The sequence below is a fragment of the Micromonospora sp. NPDC049047 genome (assembly GCF_040649135.1).
In the GTDB taxonomy this organism is placed as follows: domain Bacteria; phylum Actinomycetota; class Actinomycetes; order Mycobacteriales; family Micromonosporaceae; genus Micromonospora.
This window is the reverse complement of the sequence record NZ_JBEZEY010000005.1, coordinates 11974-37695: the sequence shown is the minus strand read 5'-3', so window position 1 is coordinate 37695 and position 25722 is coordinate 11974. Positions and strand designations below refer to the sequence as shown.

Here is a 25722-nt window from a genome sequence, read left to right as displayed (position 1 = left end):
GCTCTGGGGGTCACTCGGTCGCACGGGGTCAGGAACATGCGCGCTCCACCGCGTCGGCGAGGGCCTCGTCGTCGGCGGACCCGACACAGCGCAGGTCGAGCAGGAGGTATCCGTCGCGGACCCGGCCCACCACGCAGGGGTGTGACTGGCGCAGCACCCCGGCGAGCCCCGCCGGCAGCCGGACGGCCCAGCCCGGCAGTCGCAGACCCGGCGCCGATCCACCGCCGACGACTCCGTCGCTGGGGACGACGGTCGCGGCGATGCCCTGTCGAGCGAGCCGGGCGGCCAGCTTGGTGGCGCGTTCGCGCAGTTCCCACCCGTCGGCGTGCAGCGCGGCGACGGTGGGGTTGGTCGGCCGGCGCAGAGTGGCCTCCAACGCGGCAAGCGTCAGCTTGTCGACCCGCAGGGCCCGCGCGATCGGGTGGTGGCGCAGCCGCTCGATCACGTCATGGGCGCCGAGCAGAAGCCCGGCCTGCGGCCCGCCGAGCAGCTTGTCACCGCTGGCGGTGACGACAGTGGCACCCTCGCGCAGCCAGGTGGCCGCGTCCGGCTCGCCGGGGATCAGGGGTTCCGGACGCAGCAGCCCGGACCCGATGTCGGCGACCACCGGGGTGGGCAGGCCGGCCAGGGCGGCGACGCCCACGCTTGAGGTGAAGCCCTCGATCCGGAAGTTGGACGGGTGGACCTTGAGGATGAACCCGGTGTCCGGCGTGACCGCATCGGCGTAGTCGCGCAGGTGCACGCGGTTGGTGGCGCCGACTTCGCGCACCACCGCACCGGTGGCGGCCAGCAGCTCGTGCAGCCGGAAGCCGTCGCCGATCTCCACCATCTCCGACCGAGCCACGATGATCTCCCGGCCGGCCGCGAGCGCCGTGGCGACCAGCACGAGGGCGGCCGCGCCGTTGTTGACGACGTGCACGTCGCCAGCCCCGGGGACGGCCGCCCGCAGGGCCTCCATGGTGCTGCGGCCACGGCGGGCCCGGGCGCCTGTGGTCACGTCGTACTCGATGTCGACGTATCCGGCGGCCTCGGTGATCGCCTCGACGGCCGCCTCGGACAGCGGCGCTCGGCCGAGGTTGGTATGCAGCACCACGCCTGTCGCGTTGATCACCCGGCGCAGCCGGGTGGGTGCCTGCGGCAGCGCGGCGAGCGCCGCCGGCAGGACGTCGACCGGTTCGATCCGGCCGGCCCTGGCCAGCTGCTGCGCGTCCCGAACCGCCCGCTTCACCATGTCGGCGCCGAACAATCGGGACGCCTCGGACAACCGGGAGTCGGCGAGCAGAGTGTCGGTACGAGGGATACGCCGGCGCGGGTCGCCGGTCACCTGACCCCCACTGTGTGCTCGCCGTCGACTCGAACCGGCTCGCCGGTCAGCCGTATCGATTCAATGATCAGGTCCATCGACGATCCCCCGTTGATCTCTGCACAGGTGGACAGGAATCGATGAAGCCTAGTTCGGTGGCCGGCCGGCGGGGAACCGCTCGCGGCGGACATCGAGACGTTCGCGCAAATCGCGGATCACCCTTGCATTCGGTACCGACCTACAGGCTTACCGTCAGATCGACGGACGTGCCCGCAGGGAGGCCGGCAGTGATGTTCGTGGTTGCCACGGCAGGGCACGTCGACCACGGCAAGTCGACGCTCGTTCGCGCGCTGACCGGCACCGAGCCCGACCGCCTGGCCGAGGAACGTCGGCGCGGCATGACAATCGACCTCGGGTACGCGTGGACCACCCTGCCGTCCGGCGCGCACCTGGCGTTCGTCGACGTACCGGGGCACGAGCGGTTCGCCACCAACATGCTCGCCGGCGTCGGTCCGGTCCCCGCCGTCCTGTTCGTGGTCGCCGCCGACGAAGGCTGGCGCACCCAGTCCAGTGAGCACCTGGCCGCGCTCGACCTGCTCGGCGTCCGGCACGGGGTGCTCGCGGTGACCCGGGCCGATCTGGCCGACCCCGGCCCGGCGATGGCACAGGCCCGGGAACGCCTGGCCGCTTCCCGCGTCGGGGAGGTCGAGGCGGTTGCCGTGGACAGCGTCCACGGCACCGGCCTGCCCGAACTGCGCGCCGCGCTGGACCGGCTCACCGCGCGGCTACCGGCGCCGGACCGGGCCGCCGACGTACGGCTCTGGATCGACAGGGTGTTCACGATCGCCGGGGCCGGCACCGTGGTGACCGGGACACTGCCCGCCGGCACGCTGCGCGTCGGCGACGACATGCGGCTCGTGCCGACCGGTGGCCGGGTGCAGATCCGTGGGATCGAGGTGATGAAGCGGGGGTGCGACGAGATCGGCGGGGTGGCCCGCGTCGCGGTGAATCTGCGGCGGATCGGCCGGGACGCCGTCCGTCGCGGTCACGCCCTGGTCACCCCGGACCGGTGGCCGGCGGCCCGGGTGATCGACGGCCGGGTCAGCGGCGGGTTCGCCGCCAACGAGTTTCCACGGGAACTGATCCTGCACGTCGGCACGGCGGCCGTGCCGGTGCGGGTCCGCCCGTTCGACGACGACCACGTACGCCTGCAACTGGCCCTTCCACTGCCGCTGCGGATCGGCGACGTCGCGCTGCTACGCGACCCCGGCCAGAAGCTGCTGGTGGCCCGGTTCCTCGTGCTGGACGTGCTCCCGCCGCAGCTCGGGCGACGGCGGGGCGCTGCGGACCGAGCCGCCGAACTGGTCCACTACCGTGGTGTGCCGGACGCGGCCGAGGAGGTGGGGCGCCGGCACCTGGTGCGCCGTACCACGCTTCGCGCCATGGGGGTCACCGCGCTGCCGGAGCCCACAGTGGCCGACTGGGTGGCCGACCCGCAGTGGTGGGCGCAGGCGGGGCAGCGGCTGCGGGCCGCCGTGGAACGCCACGCCGACGAGCATCCGGCCGACCCCGGGATGCCGCTGGAGACGGCCCGCCAGGCGATCGGCCTGCCCGCCCGCGAGCTGGTACGGGCGCTGGTCGCGCCGCCGCTCCGGCAGCACGCCGGCAAGCTGTACGGCAGCCGGGTGGCGCCCACCCTGCCGGAACCGTTGCGCGACGCGGTTCGGCACATTCACGAGGACCTCGGCCGGGATCCGTTCCACGCACCGGACGCCGACCGGATCAGTGCGCTCGGCGTCGACCGGGGGCAGCTCGACGTGGCGGCCGGCGCGGGGCAACTACTGCGCGTCTGTGAGGGGATCTTCCTGCTGCCCGGGGCCGACCGGGAGGCCGTACGCCGCCTGGCGAGTCTGCCGCAGCCGTTCACCGCAAGCGCCGCCCGCGTCGCCCTCGGCACCACTCGCCGGGTCCTCGTGCCGCTGCTGGAGCTGCTGGAACACCGCGGCTTGACCGAGCGCGTCACCGCCACCGAACATCGGGTCCGCCCGGGCAGGGAGAGCACATGACCGACCCGACAGTCGTGGTGACCGGCGTGGGCGCGGTCACCCCGCTCGGCCCCGACGCCGCCACCTGCTGGCAGCGACTCGGCGCCGGGCACTCAGGTGTCGTGGCGCTTGCGGACGACTGGGCCCGGGAGTTACCCAGCCGGCTCGCCGCACCGGCCGACGTGGACCTGGCGGAGCATTTCGATCCGGTGGCCCGGCGCCGGCTGAGCCGGGTCGTCGAGCTTGCGGTGGTGGCCGCCCGCGAGGCCTGGCGGTCGGCCGGGTCGCCCGACGTCGACCCGGAACGGCTGGTCGTGGTCATCGGCACCGGGATGGGCGGGCTGCGGGCCACCGTCGAGCAGCACCACGTGCAGAAGGAGCGGGGTGCCCGGCGGGTGTCGCCGCACACCATCCCGATGCTCATGCCGAACAGCGCCGCCGCCCGGGTGTCCCTGGAGTTGGGGGCGAGCGGTGGCGCCATGGCACCGATGAGCGCCGGGGCCTCCGGCGCCGAGGCGCTGGCGCTCGGACGTGACCTGCTCCGGGCCGGGCGCGCCGACGTGGTGATCTGCGGCGGCACCGAGGCCGCCGTCCACCCGGTCACGTTGGCCGGGTTCGCCCAGCTGGGCGTGCTGTCACTGCGCAACGACGAACCGCGGCGCGCCTGCCGACCGTACGACACCGACCGGGACGGTTTCGTCCTGGCCGAGGGCGCCGGAATGCTCGTGTTGCAGCGCGCCGCGGACGCGACGACGCCGCTCGCCGTCCTGGCGGGTGCGGCGACCACCTCCGACGGGTACGACATCACCGAGGGCGACCCGGTCGGTAGGGGTGCCGCCCGCGCGATGCTGGCGGCGTTGCGCGACGCCGGTCTGGGCCCGGCCGACCTGGCTCACCTGAACGCGCACGCCACCGGCACGTCCGGCGGTGACCTCGCCGAGGCACGGGCGGTCCGGGCGGCCCTCGGCCCGGGCGCCGACCGGGTGGCGGTCTCGGCCACCAAGAGCCAGACCGGTCACCTGCTCGGGGCGGCCGGAGCCGTCGAGGCCGTCTTCACGGTGCTCGCCCTGCGGCAGCGCAGCGCCCCGCCGATCGTCAACCTCGCACATCCGGACGAGGCGGTCGACCTCGACCTGGTACGCGGCGCGGCGCGGGAGTTGCCGGCGTCGGCGTCGGCCATGTCGAACGCCTTCGGCTACGGCGGGCACAACGTGAGCCTGGTCTTTCAGACGGTCTGATCGGCCGGCATGCGGGGGCGTACCCGTACCTGGGCACCGTGACGCGGCACGAGGGTGATGTGGAACAGCCGCGGGTCGTCGGGCTTCGCGCGCACCGCGGTGACCTCCATGGTGCGCAGCAGCCGTTCCAGGACGATGGTCAGCTCCATCGTCGCCAGGTGCATCCCGAGGCAACGACGCGCGCCCGCGGCGAACGGAACGTACCCGAAGCGCGGCGGACGCTCGCCGAGGAATCGCTCCGGCCGGAACTCGTCGGGTGCCGGGTAGAGGCCCGGCTGGCGGTGCACCAGCAGGATGGCCACCATGACTGTGGTGCCTGCGCTCAGTTCGTATCCGCCGACTGTCATCGGGCGGCTGATCCGCCGGGCCACGTGGAACAGCGGCGGCCGCAGGCGCAGCGTCTCGTCGATCACCGCGGACAGGTAGTCGCGATCGTCGCGTGCCCTGGCCATGGCGTCGGGGTGGTGGGCCATCAGGTCGATCGCCCAGGCCATGCCCAGCGCGGTGGTCTCCTGCCCGGCGAACAGCATGCTCATCAACTGGTCGCGGATCTCGTCGTCGGTGAGCGCCGCACCGTCGGAGTGCCGGGCCCGCACCATGGTGGCCAGGAAGTCGTCGCGCTCGGGGTCGGGCTCCGCGCGGAAGGCCGCGATCTCGGAGTAGATGATCTCGTCGACCGCGGCGCGTCGACGCCGGTAGACCGACCACGGGCTGAGTGGGCCGAGCTCGCGCCGCAGCGCCGGCATCATGATCACCGCGTGCATGGGCTTGCGGAGCGCGACGAGCCGGTCGCGGATGGCGGCGACACGCACGTCGTCCCTGATCCCGAAGATGATCCGAATGATCACTTCCATGGCAATGTCCTGGGCGCGCGAGCGCATGTCGAGCGGCTCGTTCTTCGGCCAGCTCGCGATGTGCCGCTCGGCGACCCGGTCGATCTCCTGCGCGTACCGCCGCACGGCCTGGCGGTGGAACGGCGGCAGCATGATCCGCCGCTTGCGGGTGTGCTCCTCCTCGTCGGACAGGAAGATCGAGTGTGGGCCGACGGCCGGTTCGATCATCTCCTGGCCGGCACCGCCCTGAACGACATCCTCCGGACCGGTGAAAACCTGTTCCATCATCTCCGGCGTGGTGATCACCACGACGTCGCCGACGGCCATCACCTTTATCGAGAAAATCTCACCGAATTGCTTCATCGCACTACCGAGAAAGCCCAGGGGATCCGACTGCATACGCAGCGTCTGCACCATCGCGGGAATACGGGGGCCGGGCGGCATCACCATGTCAACGTCCTCTGTTCGTCGATTTCAATCGTGGTACCGTTCGTCGCATGGCAGCCGAAAACCTCCACTTCGTCCCCATCACCAGCAGCGGCGCGTCGTGCTCGCTCGAGGCCGAGGGCAAAGCGGAACGGTTCCGAATGTTGCGGTCATTCGCCGGTGATCTCGTCTCCCACGAAACGGGACCGGGTCGACTGGAATTGACGTACGCGATCGGTGGCACGCGTCTCGAACAGTTCCGTGAACTGATCGAGGGTGAGCGCCGGTGCTGCTCGTTCGCCACGTTCGCCATCACCGCCGACGCCGACCGGGCAACGCTGCTCATCACCGGTCCAGAAGCTGACGAGTTCTTCCGCTTCCTGTGGGACGCCGATCCCGCCATCGGGTGAAATAGATCAGCGGCACGATCAGGGCCAGTGCCACCACCGCGGTCGCGATCACGCGGAAACCCCACTGCGGCGCGCCCAGCAGGAGCAGGATCACGTTCACCACGGTCAGGCCGCCGGCCAACGCCGTCATCGGCCAGGCGGATCTGGACCCGCGCAGCAACCGGCGGTCGCGGCGGCTCAGGATCAGAAACGAGACCGGCAGCAGCACGAACACCAGCACGTAGCCGACGTTCGCCGAGGCCACGACGTCGACCACGTCACCCCGGAAGACCAGCAGCAACCCACTGATCACCAAGAAATCCCAGGTCATCGAGCCGATCGGGACGCCATACCGGTTGACCTTGCCGAACACCGGCGGCAGATAGCCGTCCCGGGACATCTGGTAGATGGTCCGCGACGAGCCGACGACGAACGCCTGCGCGCCCAGCAGCAGCGCGGCCACCAGCATCACCGCCACCACCCGGGCGCCGGGCTCGCCGAAGAGGCTGCGGGCGGGTTGCAGCAGGACCACCGCCGGGTCCGCGGTCAGGCTTTCCGTGCCACCCAGCGCCAACAGCAGAATCGGCACACCGGTGAACGCGACAACGCCGGTGATCGCGGCGGTTGCCATCGCCCGGCCGGTACGCGAGGCGGCGTCGCGCATCTCGGCCACGATGGTCGAGGCGATCTCCGCGCCGTAGGACGACCACGCCGCGACGAACGCCCACTTCACGATCAGCAACAGCGTGGCGCCGGAGAACGCCTCGCCGCCGGGCACCGAGAGCGGCACCAGGCCGTCGGCGCTGAGCAGTTCGGGCTGCAGCAGCGCGCCCACCACGATCACCAGTAGCGGCAGCGTGGCCACCACGCCGACGACCGCGTACACCCGGGTGGTGACCGACAGCGAGAAGTAGTTGGCCACGTAGATCGCCGCGATGAAGCCGAACGCCAGGGGCACCTCGAACCTTTCCAGCTGGAAGGCGTCGCCCAGATAACCGGCCGCCAGCACCAGGTTGACAGCGATCCCCGGCGTCCAGGCGAACCAGTACGCCCAACTGGACAGCCCGCCCAGCAGCGGCGAGACGCGGCCCAGCGCCAGGTGTGCGTACGTCGCGGTGCCGCCCGCCCGGTCGTGGTAGCAGTGCGCCAGCCTGGTGATCAGCACGCACTGGAGTGCGCCGATGACCGCTGTACCGGCCCAGACCAGCACCGACATGTTTCCCAGTTGCACGGCCATCGGGCCGAGCGAGACGGTGACCAGCAGTGCGGTGCCGACCGCGAGCAGGGCCGCCGACCGCCACGTCACCGTCCGCCTCAGTCCTGCGCCGCTTTCCTCCGTTCGGGTGCTGTCGAGAAGAGCGGACACCGAATCCCCCGTTTCATCGGTTGTGACGGCTCAACAGCCACGCCGCCGCCGCGTACAGGACGAGCAACATGGCGGCCACCGACACCAGCCCGGGCCAGGTGCTCGACCAGGTGGCGCCGTGCAGGAACGGCGCGCGTGCCGCCTCCAACAGGCGGCTGACCGGGTTGACCGCCGCGATCGGCTGCAACCAGCCAGCCAGAAGCTCGCGCGGCGCGTACGCCGGCCCCAGCACCAGCAGGAGGATGATCGGCGCCTGCATGATGGGAGCCGCCGCGGACGTCCCGGTCCGCAACGCCACGAAGAGGCCCCACCCGGCGGCCACCGCGCCGAACGCGACAGCCAGCCCGACCGACAGCAGCAGGTTGCCCGGGCCGGTCGGCCGGGCGCCGAGCGCGAGGCCGAGCAGCAGCAGGAACACCACAGCGATGGCCGCGCGCACAGTGGCGGCGATGCCGGCCGAGATCAGCAGGGCCGCGCGGCGTACCGGCATGAGCAGCAACCTGTCGAACAGCCCGGTGCGGATGTCCTGGCCGAAGTTCACTCCGGCACCGGAGCCGACCAACCCGGCCGCCTGCACCATGCCGAACGGCACGACGAACGAGGTGAAGTCGTTGGTGCTGAAGTTGTTGAGATCGGCGAGCCGGCCGAAGATGCCGAGCGCGGCCAGGAACAGGAAGGTCGGCGCGATCAGGTCGGGAATGACGCCGGCCGGCGAGGTACGCAGGTCCGCCATGCCGCGGCGGGTGAGGGCGAGCACCGACATGGCCGTCACCCCTCGACCCGGTGCCGCAGGGAACCGGCACAGAGCCCCGCACCGATCAGGCCGAGGACGGCCAGCGCGACGAGCGCCTTCACCGTGGTGGCGGTTGTCACGCCGCCGATCCACGGTTCGTGCAGGGCGTCACTCACGTAGGTGAGCGGGTTGAACCGGGCGATCGTGTCGAGCGGGTCGTCGAGCAGGCGGCGCGGCACGAACGCCGACGAGAACATCACGAGCACGATGCTGAGCGGCAGCAGCGTCTGCACTGTGCTCGGTTTCCCGGTCCGCAACGCCACCCCGGTGGTGATCGAGCCCCACGCCACGGCGGTCAGCGCCTGCAACAGGAACAGGATCAGCAGGTCGGTGACGCGCGCCGGCCGGGCGCCGAAGACGAACGCGATCACGCTGAACACCACGCCACCGAGCAGGCCGAGCAGGCCGATGCCGGCCAGCCGGCCGAGCAGCAACTGACCGCGTGGCACCGGGCTGAGCAGCAGCCGGTCGATGAACCTGACCTGGATGTCGACGATCTGCGCGATGCCCCCGATCACGCCCGCCATCACCGCGGACAACAGCATGTCGCCGCCGATCTGGTAGTCGAACATGCCGTAGCCGGCCGGGAAACCGGGCAGGTGCCGCAGGCTGGCCGCGCCGCCGGAGTAGGCCACCAGGAAGATCGTCGGCAGCAGCAGCACCGGGGCCAGGAACTGCGGCCGGCTGAGCGTCTGCCGCGCCGAGCGGCGGGCCAGGGCGGGCAGCGCGTCCAGGTCAGCCACGCGTCACCGCCTTCATGGCGGCCGGCTGGTGCGTGCCCTCCAACTGCCGGCCGGTGTGCGCCAGGAAGACGTCCTCCAGGCTGGGCCGGTGCACCTGCATGCCGCGTACGGTGACGCCGGCCTGTTCGAAGACCCGGATGATCGCCGCGATGTCGGCCTCGTCCTTGTCGAGCTCCACTGTGGCAGTGCCGTCGCCGGTGGACCGCAGCAGGGCGAGCGACTCCAGCGACTGGCCCAGGGTCGCCGGCAGCGGGCCCTCGGTGACCAGTTCCAGCCGGCTGTTGCCGGCGGTGGCCTTGAGCCGCTCGGGCGACCCCTCCACCACGATCTCGCCACTGTCGATGATGCTCACCCGGTCAGCGAGTTGGTCGGCCTCCTCGATGTACTGGGTGGTGAGGAAGACCGCCGCGCCTTCGGCCCGCAACTGCCGTACCCGCTGCCAGATCGCCTGCCGGCTCGCCGGGTCCAGACCCGTGGTGGGTTCGTCGAGGAACAGCACCTGGGGTCGGTGCACGAGCGCGAGGGCCAGGTCGAGGCGGCGGCGCATGCCGATCGAATAGGCGAGCACCGGCTTCTTGACGACAGTGCCGAGGCCGAACTCGTCGAGCAGTTCCGCGCCCCGTGCCGCGGCGGCCCGGTCCCTGGTCAGGCCGTGCAGGGCCAGGTGCAGGCGGAGCAGGTCGGCAGCGGTCATGGTCGGGTCGAGCGACAGCTCCTGCAGCGTGACACCGATCCGCCGGCGTACCTGGTCGGCCTGCTTGACCACGTCGAAGCCGGCCACCGAGGCGCTGCCGCCGGTGGGCCGCAACAGGGTGACGAGCATCCGGACGGTGGTGGTCTTGCCGGCCCCGTTCGGCCCGAGGAAGGCGAAGATCTCCCCGCCGTCCACACTGAGGTCGACCCCGGCCACGGCCTGCGTGTCGCCGTAGGCGCGGGCCAGCTTCTCCGCACGGATCATCGCAGCACCGTGGCCAGTTCGTCGACGGCCGCGACGAAGCGGTCCACCTCGTCCAGGGTGTTGTAGAGGTAGAAGCCGGCGCGCACGTTGCCCTTGGTGCCCTCGCTCAGCGAGACACCGCGGAAGTACGAGAGGGCACAGTGGCTCCCGGCCCGGACGGCGACCTTGTAGCGGCCGTTCAACAGCCGCCCGACCTCCTCCGGCGGCACCCCCTGGATGTTGAAGGAGAGGATGCTTGACGTGTCCTCGACGCGGTGCGAGCCGAAGACCTTGACGCCCTTGATAGAGGTCAGGCCCGCCAGCGCCCGCCCGACAAGCGCCCGGTCGTGCGCCTCGACGGCGGGGAAGCCGATCTTCCCCAGGTAGTCCATGGCAGCGGCCAGCCCGATGGCCTCGGCGATCGGCGGTGTGCCCGCCTGCCACTTGTCCGGTAGCGGGCTGAACCGGGAGTCGTCGATCACGCAGCTTTCGAGCGTCTCGCAGGTGCACTCGGCGGAGGTGTCCACGGTGCCGCCGCCGAGGATCGGTGGCATCAGCCGCTCGGCGTGCTCCTTCTTCATGTACAGCACGCCCACCCCGGTGGGCCCGAGCATCTTGTGCCCGGAGAACGCGAGGAAGTCGCAGTCCACGGCGCGGACGTCCACTGCCAGGTGGGGTACGGCCTGGGCGGCGTCGACGACGTAGAGGATGCCCCGCTCGCGGCACAGCCGGGACACCTCGTGCACCGGGACGACAGTGCCCAGGACGTTGGAGACCCAGGTCAGGGCCACCACCCGGGTGCGTTCGTTGAGCAGCGTGGCGAACTCGTCGAGGTCGAAGACGCCCTCGGCCCCGGGGTTGTACCAGCGCAGGCGGACGCCGTTGAGCTGGGCGAGCCGGTACCACGGTCCCATGTTCGAGGTGTGCTCCAGGGTGGAGAGCACTATCTCGTCGCCGGGGTTCAACTGCAGCGCCAACGCGACCATGTTCAGCGACATGGTGGTGTTGGTGGTGAAGATGATCTCCTCGTACGAGGCGTTGATGAAGGCTGCCACCGTACGCAGCGCGGCTTCGTACTGCTCGGAGGCCCGCAGCGAGGCGTCGTAGTTGCCACGGTGCACGTTCGCGCGATACCGGAAGTAGTAGTCGTTCATCGCCTCGACGACAGGTATCGGGGTCAGCGACGAGGCCACGCTGTCCAGGTAGATCTCGTCGTCGGCGAGGGTGGGGAAATCCTGCCGGATCTTCTCGACGGGCAGCGTCGTCATCAGTTTCCCCGTTCCAGTACGGCAAGCCGGCTGTTGATGATGTCCAGCGATTCCAGCCAGTCCGGCAGCGAACCCTGAGCCACCATGTCGCCGTCGATGGCCAGGATCGGCACGGTGTTGGCGCCCTGCTCCCGCAGCCGGCCCGCCAGTGGCAGCGGCACCTGCTCGGGGCCGAACGGCTGGTCGGGGTCGTAGAAGTGCACCTGCGCGCGGTCGCCGACCTTGCGCCGGAGGAACTCGACGAACTGGCGACTGGCGGCGCTGTCGTCGGGCCCGCAGCAGTCGAGCACTGCGATGTCAAGCATGTCGATCAGATCTCCTTGGAAGCCGCGCCGATGGCGCGATCGATGTCACCGGCGATGGACCGCGAGCGAACGCCGTAGCGGGTGGCCAGCTCGGACATCCGGCGGGCGTAGTCGGCGGTGGGCCGGCCCACCGAGTTTTCGAACAGTCCTTCGCGCGCCATCAGGTAGGTCTCCGCCAGGCAGGCGAACGTGTCCTCCGCCGCGGGCAGGTCGAAGTCGTGGACGCAACGGAAGCCGGGAATGTGGGCGAGGCCGCCCTTGACGACCGCGATGCCCGCCTGCGCGAACTCGGGACGGCGGCTCGGCGCGATGTTGTACGGTGCCGCCACGTCGATCACCACGGTGTCCGGCGTGAGTCGTTCCGGGGTGAGTTCGGCGGTGCGGTCGTGCGTCAGTGTCACCACGACGTCCGCGGTCTTCACCACGTCCAGGTCGGCGGTGAGGGTGGCCCGACCCTCCAGGTCACCCAGCAGGTGCCGGACCCGCTGCTCGGTGCGGCCCAGCAGGACCAGGTCGATGTCCTCCTCGGCGAGCAGCCGGGAGGCCGCGCCGCCGACCGAACCGGTGCTGCCCACCACCGCCACCCGCGGCCGGCCGCCGAGCCCCAGATAGTCGATCGCTTCGCGGACGTTGTCCCGCGTGACCGCCGCCGTGTAGCCGTTGCCGTTTGTCACCTTGACCTGTGCCGGGAGGTGGCGCAGCAGCCGGGTGCCGCCGCCCATCGCCGGAGCGGTGAGCGCACCCAGCCCGATCAGGGCGGTGCCCCGCTGCACGGCGAGCAGTGCCGATTCCACTACCGCTGTCATGCCCTCGGCGAGCATCATCTGCTCGGGCATCCGCACCGCACAGACCACCTCGCCGAGCACCTGCTCCCCCCGGACCCGCACGTCGCCAAGGACGAGCGGCGGCAGGGTGCAGGCCTTGGCCACGTACTCCTGCTCGGTGTCGCTGTAGCGCCGCAGTAGGGATGCCGCCCGGATCGTGTCGAGATCGCGGATGTCGCGGGGGTGCACCAGGAAGCTGAACCATGGCCGCGCGGTGCTCAGGTACATGCGGGCGTCCTTCGTTCGGCGCGCGGTGAGAAGAATGCCGGGCCCGAACGGCCCGGCATCCATCGCAGGACACGCAAGATCATTTAGTGCCCATCATGGGGATGAGAACCATGGATCCGCGCAGCGTGATGTGACTGTGGCCGCCACCCAGATGGGCCGGCCAATTGATCAGGAAGGTGCTCTCGTAGAGGCTGTTGACAGGACGGCCCTCACGAAGGCCGGTGAGCTGGTCCCCCAGACTGGAGGCGATGCGGCCGTCTCAACCGCCGCTGGCGCCGGCCCATAAGGAGCCGGGCAGGAAGTCGAGCTTGCCGAGCGCGCGCCAGCCGGAGTAGTCCGGCAGCACCTCGCAGTCGTCAGTGGCGACGGCGCGTACCGGCGAGAGCAGGCCGGGGTCGTGCCGCCCCTCGGTGATCAGGTTGTAGAGCTCCGGGAACACCATCTGCACGCCGTAGCGCACGCGCAGGTAGTGGCGCTCGTAGTCCATGACGCCGAGGTTGGCCTCCGGGCCGCTGTCCGGGTCCAGCATGATGCAGACCTGACCGGATTTGATGGACTCGGCACTGTTGAGCGGCATCTGCATGCCGTCGACGTCTGAGACGCCCCACAACCCGGCCAGGCGGAACATCACCTGCCGGTCCGGTTCGGGCAGAGCGCGTCGATCCGCGATGTCGTCCGGGCTGACCAGTAACTCGCCGTCCATCGTGCGGTCGACGGTCATGGCATCCCTCCAATCTCTTCTGGCAGTTCGCCAAGCCGTGTCGACCGTAACCCCGTACCCAGGTACCGCTTGCAACCCGCGATCCATCGACACACCCCATTGTGCGACGACGCCGTTACACTTCGCCTCCATAGCGGCGCGTACGACCGTGCAGGCCCGGTCGACGACCGAACGGGGGACGGACAGATGCAAGAGTCACTTCGGACCGGGGAACTGGCGAGGCTGGCCGGCGTCAACATCCAGACGCTGCGCTACTACGAGCGGCGCGGGCTGCTGACCCCGCCGGCGCGCAGTCATGGCGGCCACCGGCTCTATCCACGCGACGCTGTCGACCGGGTCCGCAAGATCAAACTGGCCCAGCGACTCGGCTTCAAGCTTGACGAGATCCCGATGCTGATCGACGTACCGCGCCGTACGCTGCCGCGCGGCCTGACCGAGCAGTTCGAAGGCAAGCTGGCCGAAATTGATCAACGAATCCACCACCTGCAGGAGATCCGCTCGCAACTGCTCGAGGTGGTGCGGGCGGGCTGCAGCAGCGTGACCGACTGCCGATGCGGCCTGGGGGATCTCCTGCACACCGCGGGTCACCACGCGGGTGCCGCGAGCTAGTACGCTGCCCGGCGGAGGTGTTCAGGTACCTGGTGGGCCTCCCCGCCTTCAAAGCGGGTGGGACGGGTAGTGCCCGTCCGGCGGGTTCGATTCCCGTCCACCTCCGCCAATCGACCAAACGACATGGTTCGATCGAGTCCGCTTGAGTTATGCTCGGTCGCGTCCGACTTGCGGCACACCGGGGGGACGCATGACGGGATTCCATGACGCACTGCAGACCGTTCTGGATAACGTCATTCGGCCGCAGGCGGCCACTGTGGACAGGGATGGGGCCTATCCTCGCGCCGGCATCACCGCGCTCGGCGAGGCGGGCCTGCTCGGGTTGACCAGCGCGCCGGAGGTCGGCGGCGCCGGCCTCGGCCTGGACGCGGCGGCCGAGGTGGTGGAGACCATCGCCGGGGTGTGCGGATCGACAGCGATGGTCGTCCTGATGCACTACGCCGCGACCGCCACCATCGAACGGCACGGGCCGCCGGACGTCCGCCGGGAGATCGCCGCCGGACGGCACCTCACCACGCTGGCGTTCTCGGAGCACGGCTCGCGGAGCCACTTCTGGGCGCCCCTTTCCACAGCCACCGCCACCGGCGACAAGGTCACCCTCAACGCCCGCAAGAGCTGGGTCACCTCGGCCGGCGAGGCCGACAGCTACGTCTGGTCCAGCCTGCCGTTGACCGGCGACGGCATGACGCTGTGGCTGGTGCCGGCACGGACCGCCGGCCTCGTGGTGGCCGGCCCGTTCGACGGCGTCGGCCTGCGCGGCAACGCCTCCCGCCCGATCACCGCGACGGACGCCCTCATCCCGGTCGACGCCGGGCTCGGCGCGGACGGCGCCGGGCTCGACCTGGCCCTGAGTGAAGTGCTGCCGGTGTTCACAGTGCTGAGCGCCGCGTTCTCGCTGGGGATCATGGAAACCCTGACAGGGCTGGCCACCGACCACCTCACCCACGCCCGACTCGAACACCTCGGGCAGACGCTTGCCGAGCAACCGGTGCCGAGGGCGTCCCTCGCCCAGGTGCGCACCCAGGTCGACGTGACCCGGGCGTTCCTGACCGCCACCCTCGCCGAGCTCGCGTCCGGCGGCCCCGCCGCCCCGCTGCGCGCGCTGCAGGTCAAGGCGGTCGCCGGCGAGACGGCGGTGTCGGTCGCGGGCGAGGTGATGCGGCTCGCCGGCGGTTCGGCCTTCCGCAAGGAGCTCGGCATCGAACGCCACTTCCGAGACGCGCTGGCGGCCCGGGTGATGGCGCCCACCACCGACGCCCTGTACGACTTCGTCGGCCGCGCCTCCCTCGGCCTGCCCCTGTTCGCCGAGGCCGCGTCATGACGACCGTCCTGATGGGCGCCGTCGCGTACGACCCCAAGGTCGTCTCGATCTGGAACGGGTTCCGCGCCTGGTTCGTGTCCGCCGGCCTGTCGTTCGACTACGTGCTCTACTCGAACTACGAGCGCCAGGTCGAGGACCTGATCGCCGGTCGGATCGACGCCGCATGGAACTCTCCGCTCGCCTGGGTCAGGGCCAGCCGGCTGGCCCGGTCCCAGGGCCGGTCGGTGACGGCGCTCGTCATGCGCGACACCGACCGCGACCTGGCCAGCGCCGTGGTCGTCCGGGCCGACGCCGGCATCACCTCGGTCGCCGACCTGCGCGGCCGCACTGTCGCCACCGGTGCCGTCGACTCGCCGCAGGCCACCCTGCTGCCGTTGGAACACCTGCGCCGTCAGGGCCTGTCGGCCGGCACCGACTTCACGGTCCGCCGCTTCGACATCGGCGTCGGCCTGCACGGCGACCACGTGGGTGGCGAACGCGACGCCGCCCGCGCCCTGATGGCCGGCGAGGTCGACGCCGCCTGCGTGCTCGACGCCAACCACCTGCTGTTCACCAAAGAGGGCGTGCTGCCGCCCGGCAGCACCCGGCTGCTCACCACCACCGACCTGTTCGACCACTGCAACATGACGGTGACCGGTGACGCGGAGCGGTTCGCGACGCTGCTGCGGGCGATGTCGTACGACGACCCGGCCGTTCGGCCGCTGCTCGACATGGAGGGCCTCACCTCCTGGGAAGACGGCCGCACCAGCGGGTACGCGCTGCTGGAGTCCGCCGTGACCGAGTCCGGTTTCTACGACGCCGAGGGACGGGTGACCGCAGCGGAATACCGGCCGTGAGACTCGACCTGGCCGGCCTACCGTTCGACACCGGTGGGCGCCTGCTGCTGCAGAAGGCCCTGGCCGGTCTCCCCCCGGGAAGTCGGGTGACAGTCACCGGCCGTGACCCGTTCCTGGCACTGCACCTGCGTGCCTGGTGCCGTTCGGCCGGGCACGGCACCACCCCGGCCGCCGCCGGTGCCGTCGAGGTCACGAAGGGGCGGCAGGACGCGGACCGCTGGGCGCGGGCCGAGCGGGCCGGTGAGCCGGGCGCTGTGGTCCGCCGGCCCCCGGCCCATTGGGGGCTTGCCGCACGCGGCGCGCGGCTCGAAGCCGGCGGTCCCGAGCCGGTGTACGACCTGGCCGACCGCGACATCGTCTGGGCCGACCTGGCCCCGCGCCTCTACGCGCACGCCGCCGCCGCGCAATGGGACCCGGCGACGGCGGTCCCCTGGGACACCGCGTTCACACTGCCCGCGGACGTCGAGGCGGCCGTCGTCCAGGTGATGACCTACCTGGTCGAGAACGAGCAGGCCGCCCTGGTCATCCCGGCCCGCCTGCTGACCCGGATCCATCCGCACTTCCGCGAGGTGGTCGGCCTGCTCGCCGTGCAGGCTGCGGACGAGGCCCGCCACGTGGAGGTCTTCACCCGCCGGGCGCTGCACAGCGGCGGCCAGATGGGCACCTCGTCGGCCGGCGGCCGGGCCTCCCTGGCGTCGCTGCTGGCCGAGCCCGACTTCACACTGGCCTCGTTCCTGCTCTCCGTCCTTGGTGAGGGCAGCTTCCTGAGCCTGCTCGCCTTTCTCGACCGTCACGCCCCCGACCCACTTACCCGCTCGGTGACCAGGCTGGCCCGGGTGGACGAGGCGCGGCACGTCGCGTTCGGCGTGGCGCACCTGGAACACCAGTCGGCGACGGACCGCACGATGCTGGGCCGGCTGCGCGATGCCATCGAACGGCGCCACGACGTACTCCTCGACACCGCCGGACTGAACCAGGACGTCTTCGATGCTCTGCTGCTGCTGGCCGCCGGCGACTGGTCCCCGGAGGCGCTGACCCGCGGGCACCGGGCCGTGCTGAAGCTGCAGGCCGACATGGACGAAACCCGCCGCCGGCACCTGACCCGCCTGGGTTTCCCCGACGACGAGGCGGCCGAACTCTCCGCCCTGCACACCCGCAACTTCATGTGAGACAGGCCCGCGCCCGCGCCGGCGGCGAGGTGGTCACCCACTCCCCCCGCTGACGGCCGCCATCATGATCAGGGTGCGTCGCCGCCGCCGACTCATGAGCGCGAAACAGGCGGTGAGCACCACCAACTCCAACTCCGCCCAGTCACCGGTGACCTCGACGCGGATCGGCCCGCCGAGTCGGCGGGGAAGGCGCACCGCGAGGCGGTGCCCGTCGCGTACCAGCTCACCACCGCTACGGCCGGGCATCCAGCGGGCCACCCCGCCGGGCCCCGGCACGTGCGACCGGCCCGGGTCGAGCCGGACCGGCACGCCGTACTCGCCCCGGGCGGTGAACCCGATCCGTCGGCGGCCGGTCGGTTCGACGGTCCAGCGGCCGGTGCCGGTGTGGATCTCACCGCACCGCCAGGTCCAGCCGGTACGCAGCGCAGCACGCGCCACGGTGTCGAGGACGAAGGCCCCGTCCTGTTTGCGTACGGTCAGTGCGGTCATCGGTTCGCCCCCGCCGGACGCGATCGGGGCAGGCCGAGGATGAGGATGACGCCGACGCTCAGGTGCAGCAGCGCGAGGGTCGCCTTCGCTCCCCCGCCCACACCACTGGGTGGCCCGACCACGAGCGACAACGCCAGGACCGCTACCGCGATCGAGGTCCACCAGACGCGGGAGCGGTCGGTGCCGCGTTCCAGCGCCGCGAGCAGCGCCCAGCCGCCCAGCGCCGCCACCGCCGCGGCCACGATGACCGCCGCCACCGTGATCTGCCGGGTCGAGTTCGCTGAGCTGACCGCCACATCGACGCCGGCCGCCGAGTGCAGGAGCGCGAACTCGGCCACCGCCACCACGATCGCGCCGGCCGCCACCGCGGCTCGGCCCAGGAGAAGTTTGTTGGTCATGGTCCGAGTGTGTGGACCGGGTCGGGCCCGACGCGTCGGCCCGGACGCCGTCGCGGCTACGTCTCCCGGCGGCGGGGCGTACTCCCAAAGAAGGTGGTCCGGCCCGCCGCGAGCCCAGTAGCCTGCGCGATATGGATGCGGCGACGTGCGAGGTCGAGCCGCCGCGGACGTGGCGTCACGTCCCGGTGGCAGTGACGACCGTGGCGATCGGCGCCCTCGTCGCGACAATGCTGTGGTCCGCCAGCCGGTCCAGCTCCGTCGACCTGGTCGGCGTCGACGTCGCGCTGGCGGTGGTCGCCCTGGCCCTCGTTCCGGTCGTCCTGCGCCGCCCGCAGATCGGCGGCGTGCTGGCCGGCCTGCTCGTCGCGCTCTCCCCGGTGGCCACGCCGGTGGCCAGCTTCGCGGTGCTGATCGTCGCCCGCAACCTGCCGTTTCGGCGGGCGGCGGCGGTGGCCGCGGTCGGCGTGGCGGGCGAGGCGGCGCAGGCGATCTGGCGACCGGTGCCCAGCCTGCCGTACGGGTGGCGGCTGCTGCTGATGACGATCGCGTACGCGGCCCTGCTCGGTTGGGGCACCTGGGCGCGGGCCCGCAACGCCCTGCTGGCGGCGCTGCGGGACCGAGCGCGGCGGGCCGAGCAGGAGCAGGAACGACGCGTCGGCGAGGCGCGGGCGGCGGAGCGCAACCGGATCGCGCGGGAGATGCACGACGTGCTGGCCCACCGGTTGTCGCTGCTGGCGGCGGCGGCCGGCGCGATGGAGTACCGACCGGACGCGCCGCCCGAGCGGCTCAGCGCCGCCGCCGGGGTGATCCGGGCCAGCGCACATCACGCCCTCGACGAGTTGCGCGAGGTCATCACCCTGCTGCGCAACGACGACGCCGAGTCACCGACCGACGCACCACCCGGACAGACCCTCGCCGACCTGCCGCGCCTGGTCGACGAGGCGCGGGCGGCCGGGCAACAGATCGAGGTCGACGACCCGTTCGGCCAGCCGGTCGAGGTCCCCCCGACGGTCGGCCGCACCGGGTACCGGATCGTGCAGGAGGCACTTACCAACGCCCGCAAGCACGCCGCCGGCCAGCCGGTCCGGCTGGTGCTCGGCGGCGGGCCCGGCTCCGGCCTGAGCATCGCGGTGAGCAACCCGACCACACCCGACGGCGGCGCCACCGCCGGCACCGGCACCGGCCTGATCGGCCTCGCCGAACGGGCCGCGCTCGCCGGCGGTCGGGTCGCCCACCAGGTCGACGCCACGGGTCGGTTCCACCTCACCGCGTGGCTGCCGTGGCCGAGGTGACCGCGCCGATCCGGGTCGTCATCGTCGACGACGATCCTCTCGTACGGGGAATGCTCACGCTGATGCTCGACGGCGCCGACGGGATCGCCGTCGTGGGCGAGGCCGCCGACGGCGCCACGGCGATCACGGCGGTGGACCGGCACCAGCCCGACGTGGTGCTGATGGACATCAGGATGCCCGGCGTCAACGGCATCACCGCCACCGAGCGCCTGCGGCGCCGCCACCGGCCACCCGAGATCATCGTGCTCACCACGTTCGACACGGACGAGCACGTGCTGCGAGCCCTCCGCGCCGGAGCGAGCGGCTTCCTGCTCAAGGACACCCCGCCCGAGCAGATCAGTCAGGCGGTCCGCGCGGTAGCCGCCGGGAACCCGATGCTGTCTCCGGGCGTGACGCGCCGCCTCATGCAGCGGGTCGCCTCCGGGGCCGAGTCCTACGAGCAGGCGCACGAACGGTTGGCCCTGCTCACACCCCGGGAACGCGACGTCGTGCTGGCCATCGCACAGGGGCGCGCCAATGCCGAGATCGCCAGCGACCTGCTGATGAGCGTGACGACGGTGAAGGCCCACGTCTCGCACATCCTGACCAAGCTGGACCTCGACAACCGTACCCAGATCGCCCTGCTCGCCCACGACGGCCGGCTCCTCTGACCCGCCTCGCCGGCTCGCCGGACCAGCGGCGTCGGCCGGACCAGCACGGCGAAACGGACCACCACCCCCGGCAGGGCGCGCCACGGCGTGATCCGCATCGATGGTCAGACCTGTGGGCCGGCGCCTCGCGCGACGGCTGGTCCCGCAAAAATCGGCATGGCGACCGCAGGGCATGCAGTGCATAAGATCCCTACATGCCCGGATACCGCGACTTCCAGTCAGACCTGAGGTTTCTGCCGACGCTGGTCATCGCTCCCGATGGGGACTCGATCGCCTACGTCGATGACGCCAACGGTCAGTTCAACCTCGTCACACAGGCACTGTCGACAGGCGCCACGCGTCGCCTGACCGCCGGCACCGACTCGACGGTCCGGCGGGTGGCCTGGCATCCCGGCGGTGAGTGGCTGTTGTTCCTCGCCGACGACAACGGGGACGAGAACACGCAGTTGCACCGGATCGACTCCGCCGGCGGAACCCCGGTGCAGCTGACCGACACGCCGGAGGTGCAGTATTCGGCCGCCCTCGGCGAGCCGTTCTCGCCCGACGGCCGGTTCGTCGCCTACTGCGGCAACGACCGGAACCCCGCCGACCAGGACGTGCTGGTGCTCGACGTGTCGACCGACGAGGTGCGCCGGATCTACACCGGCGGCGGGAGGGCCTACCCCGGGTACTGGTCTCCCGACGGATCCCGACTCACCGTCGCCGAATGGCGGACCACAAATGGTGACCACCTCGTACATGTCGTCTCCCTCGATGGCTCCGAGCCGCGCTCGTTGACACCGCACAGCGGGGTCGCGACCTACTGGTTGGGCCCGTGGTTGAAGGACGGCGACGGCTTCCTGGTCATGTCGAATGTCGACAGGGAGTTCACCGGGCTCGCGGTGATGGACGCGACGACCGGAGCCCTCACCTGGCTGGACACTCCTGAGTGGGACGTGGAGGAGGTCGCTCTCTCCGGCGACGGCCGGGTGCTGGTGTGGAACGTCAATGTCGACGGTTTCTCCCAACTGCGCGGACGCGATCTCATCACCGGGGCCGACATCCGGATGCCGGAGCTGCCCGCCGGCGCGGCTACCGGGCTGACCGTGTCCGAAGACGGGCGTTTCGTCGTGCTGCGGCTCTCCACGGCAACCCGTCCGTGGAACATCCTCCTGATTGATCTCAAGGACGAAGAGTTCAGGTGGCTGAGCGACGCTCGGCCGGTCGCCGCCGACCCCGCCACCTTCCGCCAGCCGACGTTGGTCCGCTATCCGGCGCAGGACGGCCGCCAGATCCCGGGATACCTCTACCGCCCCGAACGCCCCGGGAAGGCCGGAGTCCTGATCTCGATTCACGGCGGGCCTGCCTGGCAGGAGTTGCCGGTCTACATGCACGACGGCTTCTACCAGTATCTCCTGGCCCACGGCCTCGGTGTCTTCGCGCCCAACGTCCGGGGCTCCCTCGGCTACGGTCGCACCTACTCGGACCTGGTCAACCGTGACTGGGGCGGGGGCGATCTGACCGACCTCGCCGACGCCGTCGCCTACCTGCGTACCCAGGAATGGGTCGACCCCGACCGCATCGGCGTCATGGGTGCGTCCTACGGCGGCTTCGCGGTGTTGTCGTGTCTCAGCCGCCTGCCGGAGCTCAACTGGGCTGCCGGGGTCGACCTCTATGGACCGAGCAACCTGGTCACGCTGGCGAAGGCGTCGCCTCCGACGTGGCGTTCGTTGGTGGCCGCGGTGATCGGTGACCCGGAGACCGACGCGGATCGGTTGCTGGCACGCTCACCGGTGACCCACGCCGACCGGATCGAGGCACCCCTGATGGTCATCCAGGGTGCCAACGATCCTCGCGTTCCACGGCACGAGAGCGACCAGATCGTCGACCGACTGCGGTCGCGTGGCGTGGAGGTGCGCTACGAGGTCTTCCCGGACGAAGGCCACGGCCTGCTCCGCCGTGACAACCAGGCCAAGGCCTTCGCGGATGCCGGTGAGTTTCTCATCAAGCACCTCGGCGGCTGAGGCCGACCGAGCAGGAGCGGCCGCGCCACGCGAGCGGGACGCGGCCGCTGGCCGGATGGGAGTTTCTCGCCCACCCGCCCCGAACTCCCTGTCAGGCGATCCGGAAGGGGTTCTTGGTGCTGCCGCTCAGTGCCCCGGCGCGCACCAGTCACAGGCCTTGGCGACGACCGGCGCGGGCTGCGAGCCCGCCGACGACGGTGCGGCCAACTGGGGAACGCCGGCAGCGAGTGCCACGGCCAGAGTAGCTACCACGATGGTGATGCGCTTTCTCAACGGTCAACCTCCTAGGCTGGTATTCCCACGAACAGGGATGCTAGCCCCTTTCCCATTCACTGTGGGGCAGCAGCCTTCGGCGCGGTCACCCCGAGTCGCCGAAGAGTTCGGCAATGGTCCGCCGGATGAACGCTTCCACGATCGACGGCCTTGGCTGCTGCACCAGCCGAAGCGCCTCATCGAGCGCAGCTCGCGCCTGCGCCATGTCGCCCGTCCGGTGGTGACAGATGCCCAGTCCGCGTAGTGCCTGAGCCTGCCCGTTCCGATCCTTGAGCAGCGTGGTGATCGTCAGAACCTGGTCGAACAGCGGGGCTCCCTGCTCGTGCCGGCCTGACCTCAGCAGGAGCATGCCCTGCCAGAACAGGGCCTGCCCACGGCCCATCGGCGGGCAGCCGAGCGTCTCGTAGATCTCAAGGGACTCGGTCAGGTACGCCGTGGCCTGCTCCTCGTCGCCGAGATCCATGCAGGCTTGGCTCATGCCGCGCAGAACGAAGGCGACGCCGCCCGGGTCATCGGCCTCGCGCAGACCCGCCAGCGCCAACGAGTAGCGGTCCAGGGCCGCGTCGGGACGGCTCTGAAAACGCATCACCATGGCGAGGTAGGCGTCCACCGACGCAGCGCCGTGGGTGTCCTCCACAGCCTCGAAGAGCCCTCTCGCTCGGTGGAGGTATTCATCGGCCCTGTCGAACTCCTGGCGGTCGAGAGCCAGCATCCCCATTCGATAGGAAACAGCTGCCTGGCCTCGAGCGTCATTTCCCTTTTGCGCGCTCTCCCCGGCCATGTCCAGTACGCGTTGCCAGTCGTCGTACTGGCCGCGGAGCGGGAAGAGCGGCGAGGCGGCGCAGGCGAGATCCCAGGCGGTCTCGCTCAATCCCTCTCGCGCCACTCGATCGACAACCGACACGATCGTCGACCGCTCGACGTCGAACCACTCGAGCAGCTCGGTCGTTGACGTTCCGACGAGGGTCTCGTCGACCTTCCACCGTTGGGTAGCACCCCGCACCGTGAGGCTGAGCCCGCCGTACAGCGCGTGGATGAGTCGCTCGATGACGTCCAGGGTGGCGCCGTAGGCGCGGGCGCGCGCCGCCGACAACTCCTCGGGGCGGGCCTCCAGCGAGGCCCGCTCCCTGGCGAAGAGACGTACCAGGTCGTGCAGCCGGTAACGCGGTTGACCAGACGCCGAGCGACCGGCGAAGTCCATCAGTTGGGCATCTATCAGCTGCTCAAGCAACTCGTCGGTCCGCTCGGCAGTGGTGGCGAGCAGCGCGGTGGCGAGCCAGACACTGACCTCGGGAAGGTCGATGTCACCCAGTCGGCACAGCAGCGTCCGCGCCGCCGGGCTCAGCCCCTGGTAGCTCAGGGCGATGCTCGCGCGGACGTCGAGGTGCCCGTGGGAGAGCTGATCCAGTCGGATGCGTTCGTCGTCGAGCATCCGGACAAGCTTGTCGACGGTCCAGTGGGGCTTCGCTGCGAGTTTGGCACCAACGATCCGGATCGCCAACGGCAGGTACGCGCAGCGGCGGATCAGGGAGGCGGTGGACATCTCGTCGAGCACGGCACGTGGGCCGGCGAGCCGGGACAGCAGCGCTACAGCGTCCTGGGCTTCCATCACCTCGAGAGCCAGGCCGCGGGCACCGAGGGTGGGGCCCAGCCGGGCCCGGCTGGTGACGATCACCCCGCACGAAGCGCCGCCGGGAATGAGGGGCAGCAGCTGGTCGTCGTCGGCGGCGTTGTCGAGCAGGAGCAGTATCCGCCGGTCGGCGAGCAGCCCCCGGTAGAGGTCCACCCGCTCGTCGAGGTCGGCGGGTAGGTGCAGCCCGTCGACGCCGAGTGTGCGAAGGAACCGGCCGAGGACCTCGAATGAATCCAGTGGCCTGCTGCTGTCCATCCCGTGGAGGTTGACGTAGAGCTGTCCGTCCGGAAAGGAGCCGACAAGTCGGTGGGCGACGTGGATGGAGAGCGCGGTCTTGCCGACCCCGGCGGGCCCGGAGATCACGGCGATGCGCGCTCCGTCGCCGGGACCCAGCACGACCTGCTCGACAGCGGCCACCTCCGACTCTCGCCCGGAGAAGTCGGCGATGTCCGCGGGAAGGTTCCGCGGCGTGCTGAGTTGGAACCCGGCCGACGAACTCGGCGGATCACCGCCAGCGTGAGGTGGCGGCTGCGCGGTGGCGACCGCCGCACGGCTGTCGCCCTCCGCGACCTGGTTGTCAGCGCCCCGCAGAACCGCCAGGTGGATGGCCTGGATCTCGCTGGAGGGGTCGGTGCCCAGTTCATCCCGCAGCCATCGCCGCCAGCGGTCGAAGGACTGCAGTGCCTCGGGACCTCGCCCGGCCGCGGCGAGGGCACGCATCATCTGACCAATCAACCGCTCCCGGGTCGGGTGCTGGCTGACCAGCTCGACAACCTCGTCGACGACCTGCCGATGGTTACCGAGCCGTAGCTCGATGTCGAACAGGTCTTCTGTAGCGGTCAGGCGCATCGCTTCGAGGCCCTGACTCAGGATGGCCTGGGTGTCCGGCGGTAACCAGCCACCAAGTACCGGCCCGCGCCAGAGCGCCAACGCCGACCGAAGCAACATCCGTGACTCCACCTCGGAGCCGCAGTCCCGCCAGCCGCTGAACATGTCCCGGAAGCGCCGTGCGTCGACCTGCTCGGGTGCAGTCCGCAGGACATAACCACCGCTGACCGTCTCCAATGACGCGGGCGGATCGGGACGCTCAGCGAGGTCGAGGATCGCACGGACCTCGGACAACCGGGTCTGGACGACTGCCCGTGCTCGCGCGGGCGGACGTTCTCCCCACAGCAGGTCGATCAGCCGATCGCCGGTAACCAGCTGGTTTGCCTCCAGCGCGAGGATCCCCAGGAGCACCCGCTGCTGACGTCGAGCGAAGTGCAGCTGGCTCCCACCACTCCACACCTCGACCGGACCCAGCACCCGGAATTCCACCACGTCCTTCCCAGTGCCCAGCGCTGTCGAATGTGACGTGTCCCAGCGTTGGGAAGAATACGGGAAGGATACGGAAAGTGCTCTCGATGATCCTCCTTGGGACCGCTGCGGAGGGGCCTCGGTACCAGTGCCGTGCGAAAGACGACGACGATGTCGACCATCCTGCGTCGGCTGTCGGATGACGGGGGCGCACGGCGCGCAGACACCCGATGGCCCCCTCCGCACCGGTCAGTGTGCTGGCGACGCTCAGGGCGGCCGTGGGATCGGCCCGGTCATTGCCGTCCGCCGGCTCGGTGCACAGCGCCAACCGTTC

The 25722-nt window shown here is 70.8% G+C and carries 24 protein-coding genes and 1 tRNA gene; 11 read left to right on the top strand and 14 right to left on the bottom strand.

Annotated features, from left to right (window positions below; all coding sequences use genetic code 11):
• Window positions 1-28: 28 nt before the first annotated feature.
• Window positions 29-1324, bottom strand: a complete 1296-nt coding sequence (gene selA, locus AB0B86_RS10105) for an L-seryl-tRNA(Sec) selenium transferase (RefSeq protein WP_357417309.1) — start codon at window positions 1322-1324, stop codon at window positions 29-31.
• A 269-nt stretch (window positions 1325-1593) separates the two neighbouring features.
• Between selA and selB the strand changes: the two genes are divergently transcribed.
• Both selB and AB0B86_RS10095 read left to right on the top strand, forming a co-directional pair.
• Entirely contained in the window at window positions 1594-3369 is a 1776-nt protein-coding gene (gene selB / locus AB0B86_RS10100) for a selenocysteine-specific translation elongation factor (RefSeq protein WP_357402413.1), read from the top strand.
• Window positions 3366-4586, top strand: a complete 1221-nt coding sequence (locus tag AB0B86_RS10095) for a beta-ketoacyl-[acyl-carrier-protein] synthase family protein (RefSeq protein ID WP_357417307.1) — start codon at window positions 3366-3368, stop codon at window positions 4584-4586. The genes selB and AB0B86_RS10095 overlap by 4 nt, the downstream gene beginning before the upstream one ends.
• Here AB0B86_RS10095 and AB0B86_RS10090 read toward each other — a convergent pair.
• On the bottom strand, window positions 4574-5863 hold the full coding sequence (locus AB0B86_RS10090) for a cytochrome P450 (RefSeq protein ID WP_357417602.1): 1290 nt from the start codon (window positions 5861-5863) through the stop codon (window positions 4574-4576). The genes AB0B86_RS10095 and AB0B86_RS10090 overlap by 13 nt on opposite strands.
• Before the next feature lie 53 nt (window positions 5864-5916).
• Here AB0B86_RS10090 and AB0B86_RS10085 point away from each other — a divergent pair, with 53 nt between their 5' ends.
• The gene (locus AB0B86_RS10085) at window positions 5917-6255 is read left to right on the top strand and encodes a hypothetical protein (RefSeq protein WP_357402299.1); all 339 of its coding nucleotides are present in this window, start codon (window positions 5917-5919) and stop codon (window positions 6253-6255) included.
• Here the strand turns inward: AB0B86_RS10085 and AB0B86_RS10080 are convergent.
• The 8 genes from AB0B86_RS10080 to AB0B86_RS10045 all read right to left on the bottom strand — a co-directional run bounded on the left by AB0B86_RS10080 (window position 6191) and on the right by AB0B86_RS10045 (window position 13419).
• Window positions 6191-7540: an APC family permease gene (locus AB0B86_RS10080; RefSeq protein ID WP_357402301.1), complete on the bottom strand. Its 1350-nt coding sequence runs from the start codon at window positions 7538-7540 to the stop codon at window positions 6191-6193. The two genes, AB0B86_RS10085 and AB0B86_RS10080, sit on opposite strands and share 65 nt — an antisense overlap.
• Before the next feature lie 73 nt (window positions 7541-7613).
• On the bottom strand, window positions 7614-8363 hold the full coding sequence (locus AB0B86_RS10075; RefSeq protein ID WP_357402303.1) for an ABC transporter permease: 750 nt from the start codon (window positions 8361-8363) through the stop codon (window positions 7614-7616).
• Between the two features lie 5 nt (window positions 8364-8368).
• On the bottom strand, window positions 8369-9136 hold the full coding sequence (locus tag AB0B86_RS10070) for an ABC transporter permease (protein ID WP_357402305.1): 768 nt from the start codon (window positions 9134-9136) through the stop codon (window positions 8369-8371).
• Window positions 9129-10094 (bottom strand): ATP-binding cassette domain-containing protein, encoded by a 966-nt coding sequence (locus AB0B86_RS10065; protein ID WP_357402307.1) that lies wholly within the window; start codon window positions 10092-10094, stop codon window positions 9129-9131. Before AB0B86_RS10065 ends, AB0B86_RS10070 begins: the two co-directional genes overlap by 8 nt.
• Complete coding sequence (locus AB0B86_RS10060; RefSeq protein ID WP_357402309.1) at window positions 10091-11341, bottom strand: cysteine desulfurase; 1251 nt, start codon at window positions 11339-11341, stop codon at window positions 10091-10093. Before AB0B86_RS10060 ends, AB0B86_RS10065 begins: the two co-directional genes overlap by 4 nt.
• Window positions 11341-11646, bottom strand: a complete 306-nt coding sequence (locus AB0B86_RS10055; protein ID WP_357402311.1) for a hypothetical protein — start codon at window positions 11644-11646, stop codon at window positions 11341-11343. Before AB0B86_RS10055 ends, AB0B86_RS10060 begins: the two co-directional genes overlap by 1 nt.
• Before the next feature lie 5 nt (window positions 11647-11651).
• Window positions 11652-12698: an NAD(P)-binding domain-containing protein gene (locus AB0B86_RS10050; protein ID WP_357402312.1), complete on the bottom strand. Its 1047-nt coding sequence runs from the start codon at window positions 12696-12698 to the stop codon at window positions 11652-11654.
• A 259-nt stretch (window positions 12699-12957) separates the two neighbouring features.
• On the bottom strand, window positions 12958-13419 hold the full coding sequence (locus AB0B86_RS10045; protein WP_357402314.1) for a hypothetical protein: 462 nt from the start codon (window positions 13417-13419) through the stop codon (window positions 12958-12960).
• A gap of 186 nt (window positions 13420-13605) precedes the next feature.
• Here AB0B86_RS10045 and AB0B86_RS10040 point away from each other — a divergent pair, with 186 nt between their 5' ends.
• From AB0B86_RS10040 to AB0B86_RS10020, 5 genes are all read left to right on the top strand, one after another.
• The gene (locus AB0B86_RS10040; protein ID WP_357417302.1) at window positions 13606-14028 is read left to right on the top strand and encodes a MerR family transcriptional regulator; all 423 of its coding nucleotides are present in this window, start codon (window positions 13606-13608) and stop codon (window positions 14026-14028) included.
• A gap of 13 nt (window positions 14029-14041) precedes the next feature.
• Window positions 14042-14137: transfer RNA gene (locus AB0B86_RS10035), tRNA-Sec, on the top strand.
• A gap of 81 nt (window positions 14138-14218) precedes the next feature.
• Window positions 14219-15349: an acyl-CoA dehydrogenase family protein gene (locus tag AB0B86_RS10030; RefSeq protein ID WP_357402318.1), complete on the top strand. Its 1131-nt coding sequence runs from the start codon at window positions 14219-14221 to the stop codon at window positions 15347-15349.
• On the top strand, window positions 15346-16185 hold the full coding sequence (locus tag AB0B86_RS10025) for a PhnD/SsuA/transferrin family substrate-binding protein (RefSeq protein WP_357402320.1): 840 nt from the start codon (window positions 15346-15348) through the stop codon (window positions 16183-16185). The genes AB0B86_RS10030 and AB0B86_RS10025 overlap by 4 nt, the downstream gene beginning before the upstream one ends.
• Window positions 16182-17354 carry a ferritin-like domain-containing protein gene (locus AB0B86_RS10020; protein ID WP_357402322.1) on the top strand — a complete coding sequence of 391 codons (1173 nt, stop codon included), beginning with the start codon at window positions 16182-16184 and terminating at the stop codon, window positions 17352-17354. Before AB0B86_RS10025 ends, AB0B86_RS10020 begins: the two co-directional genes overlap by 4 nt.
• 33 nt (window positions 17355-17387) lie before the next feature.
• Here AB0B86_RS10020 and AB0B86_RS10015 read toward each other — a convergent pair whose 3' ends face one another.
• Window positions 17388-17843, bottom strand: a complete 456-nt coding sequence (locus AB0B86_RS10015; RefSeq protein ID WP_357402324.1) for a hypothetical protein — start codon at window positions 17841-17843, stop codon at window positions 17388-17390.
• Complete coding sequence (locus AB0B86_RS10010) at window positions 17840-18241, bottom strand: DUF6069 family protein (RefSeq protein WP_357402326.1); 402 nt, start codon at window positions 18239-18241, stop codon at window positions 17840-17842. Before AB0B86_RS10010 ends, AB0B86_RS10015 begins: the two co-directional genes overlap by 4 nt.
• 131 nt (window positions 18242-18372) lie before the next feature.
• Here AB0B86_RS10010 and AB0B86_RS10005 point away from each other — a divergent pair, with 131 nt between their 5' ends.
• From AB0B86_RS10005 to AB0B86_RS09995, 3 genes are all read left to right on the top strand, one after another.
• The gene (locus AB0B86_RS10005; RefSeq protein ID WP_357402328.1) at window positions 18373-19533 is read left to right on the top strand and encodes a histidine kinase; all 1161 of its coding nucleotides are present in this window, start codon (window positions 18373-18375) and stop codon (window positions 19531-19533) included.
• Window positions 19521-20183 (top strand): response regulator transcription factor, encoded by a 663-nt coding sequence (locus AB0B86_RS10000; RefSeq protein ID WP_357402415.1) that lies wholly within the window; start codon window positions 19521-19523, stop codon window positions 20181-20183. Before AB0B86_RS10005 ends, AB0B86_RS10000 begins: the two co-directional genes overlap by 13 nt.
• Window positions 20184-20377: 194 nt before the next feature.
• On the top strand, window positions 20378-22186 hold the full coding sequence (locus AB0B86_RS09995; RefSeq protein WP_357402330.1) for a S9 family peptidase: 1809 nt from the start codon (window positions 20378-20380) through the stop codon (window positions 22184-22186).
• A gap of 126 nt (window positions 22187-22312) precedes the next feature.
• On the opposite strand, the gene AB0B86_RS09990 is transcribed toward AB0B86_RS09995, so the two are convergent.
• Both AB0B86_RS09990 and AB0B86_RS09985 read right to left on the bottom strand, forming a co-directional pair.
• Window positions 22313-22459: a hypothetical protein gene (locus AB0B86_RS09990; RefSeq protein ID WP_357402332.1), complete on the bottom strand. Its 147-nt coding sequence runs from the start codon at window positions 22457-22459 to the stop codon at window positions 22313-22315.
• An 85-nt stretch (window positions 22460-22544) separates the two neighbouring features.
• Entirely contained in the window at window positions 22545-25412 is a 2868-nt protein-coding gene (locus AB0B86_RS09985) for a BTAD domain-containing putative transcriptional regulator (RefSeq protein WP_357417298.1), read from the bottom strand.
• Window positions 25413-25722: the final 310 nt, after the last annotated feature.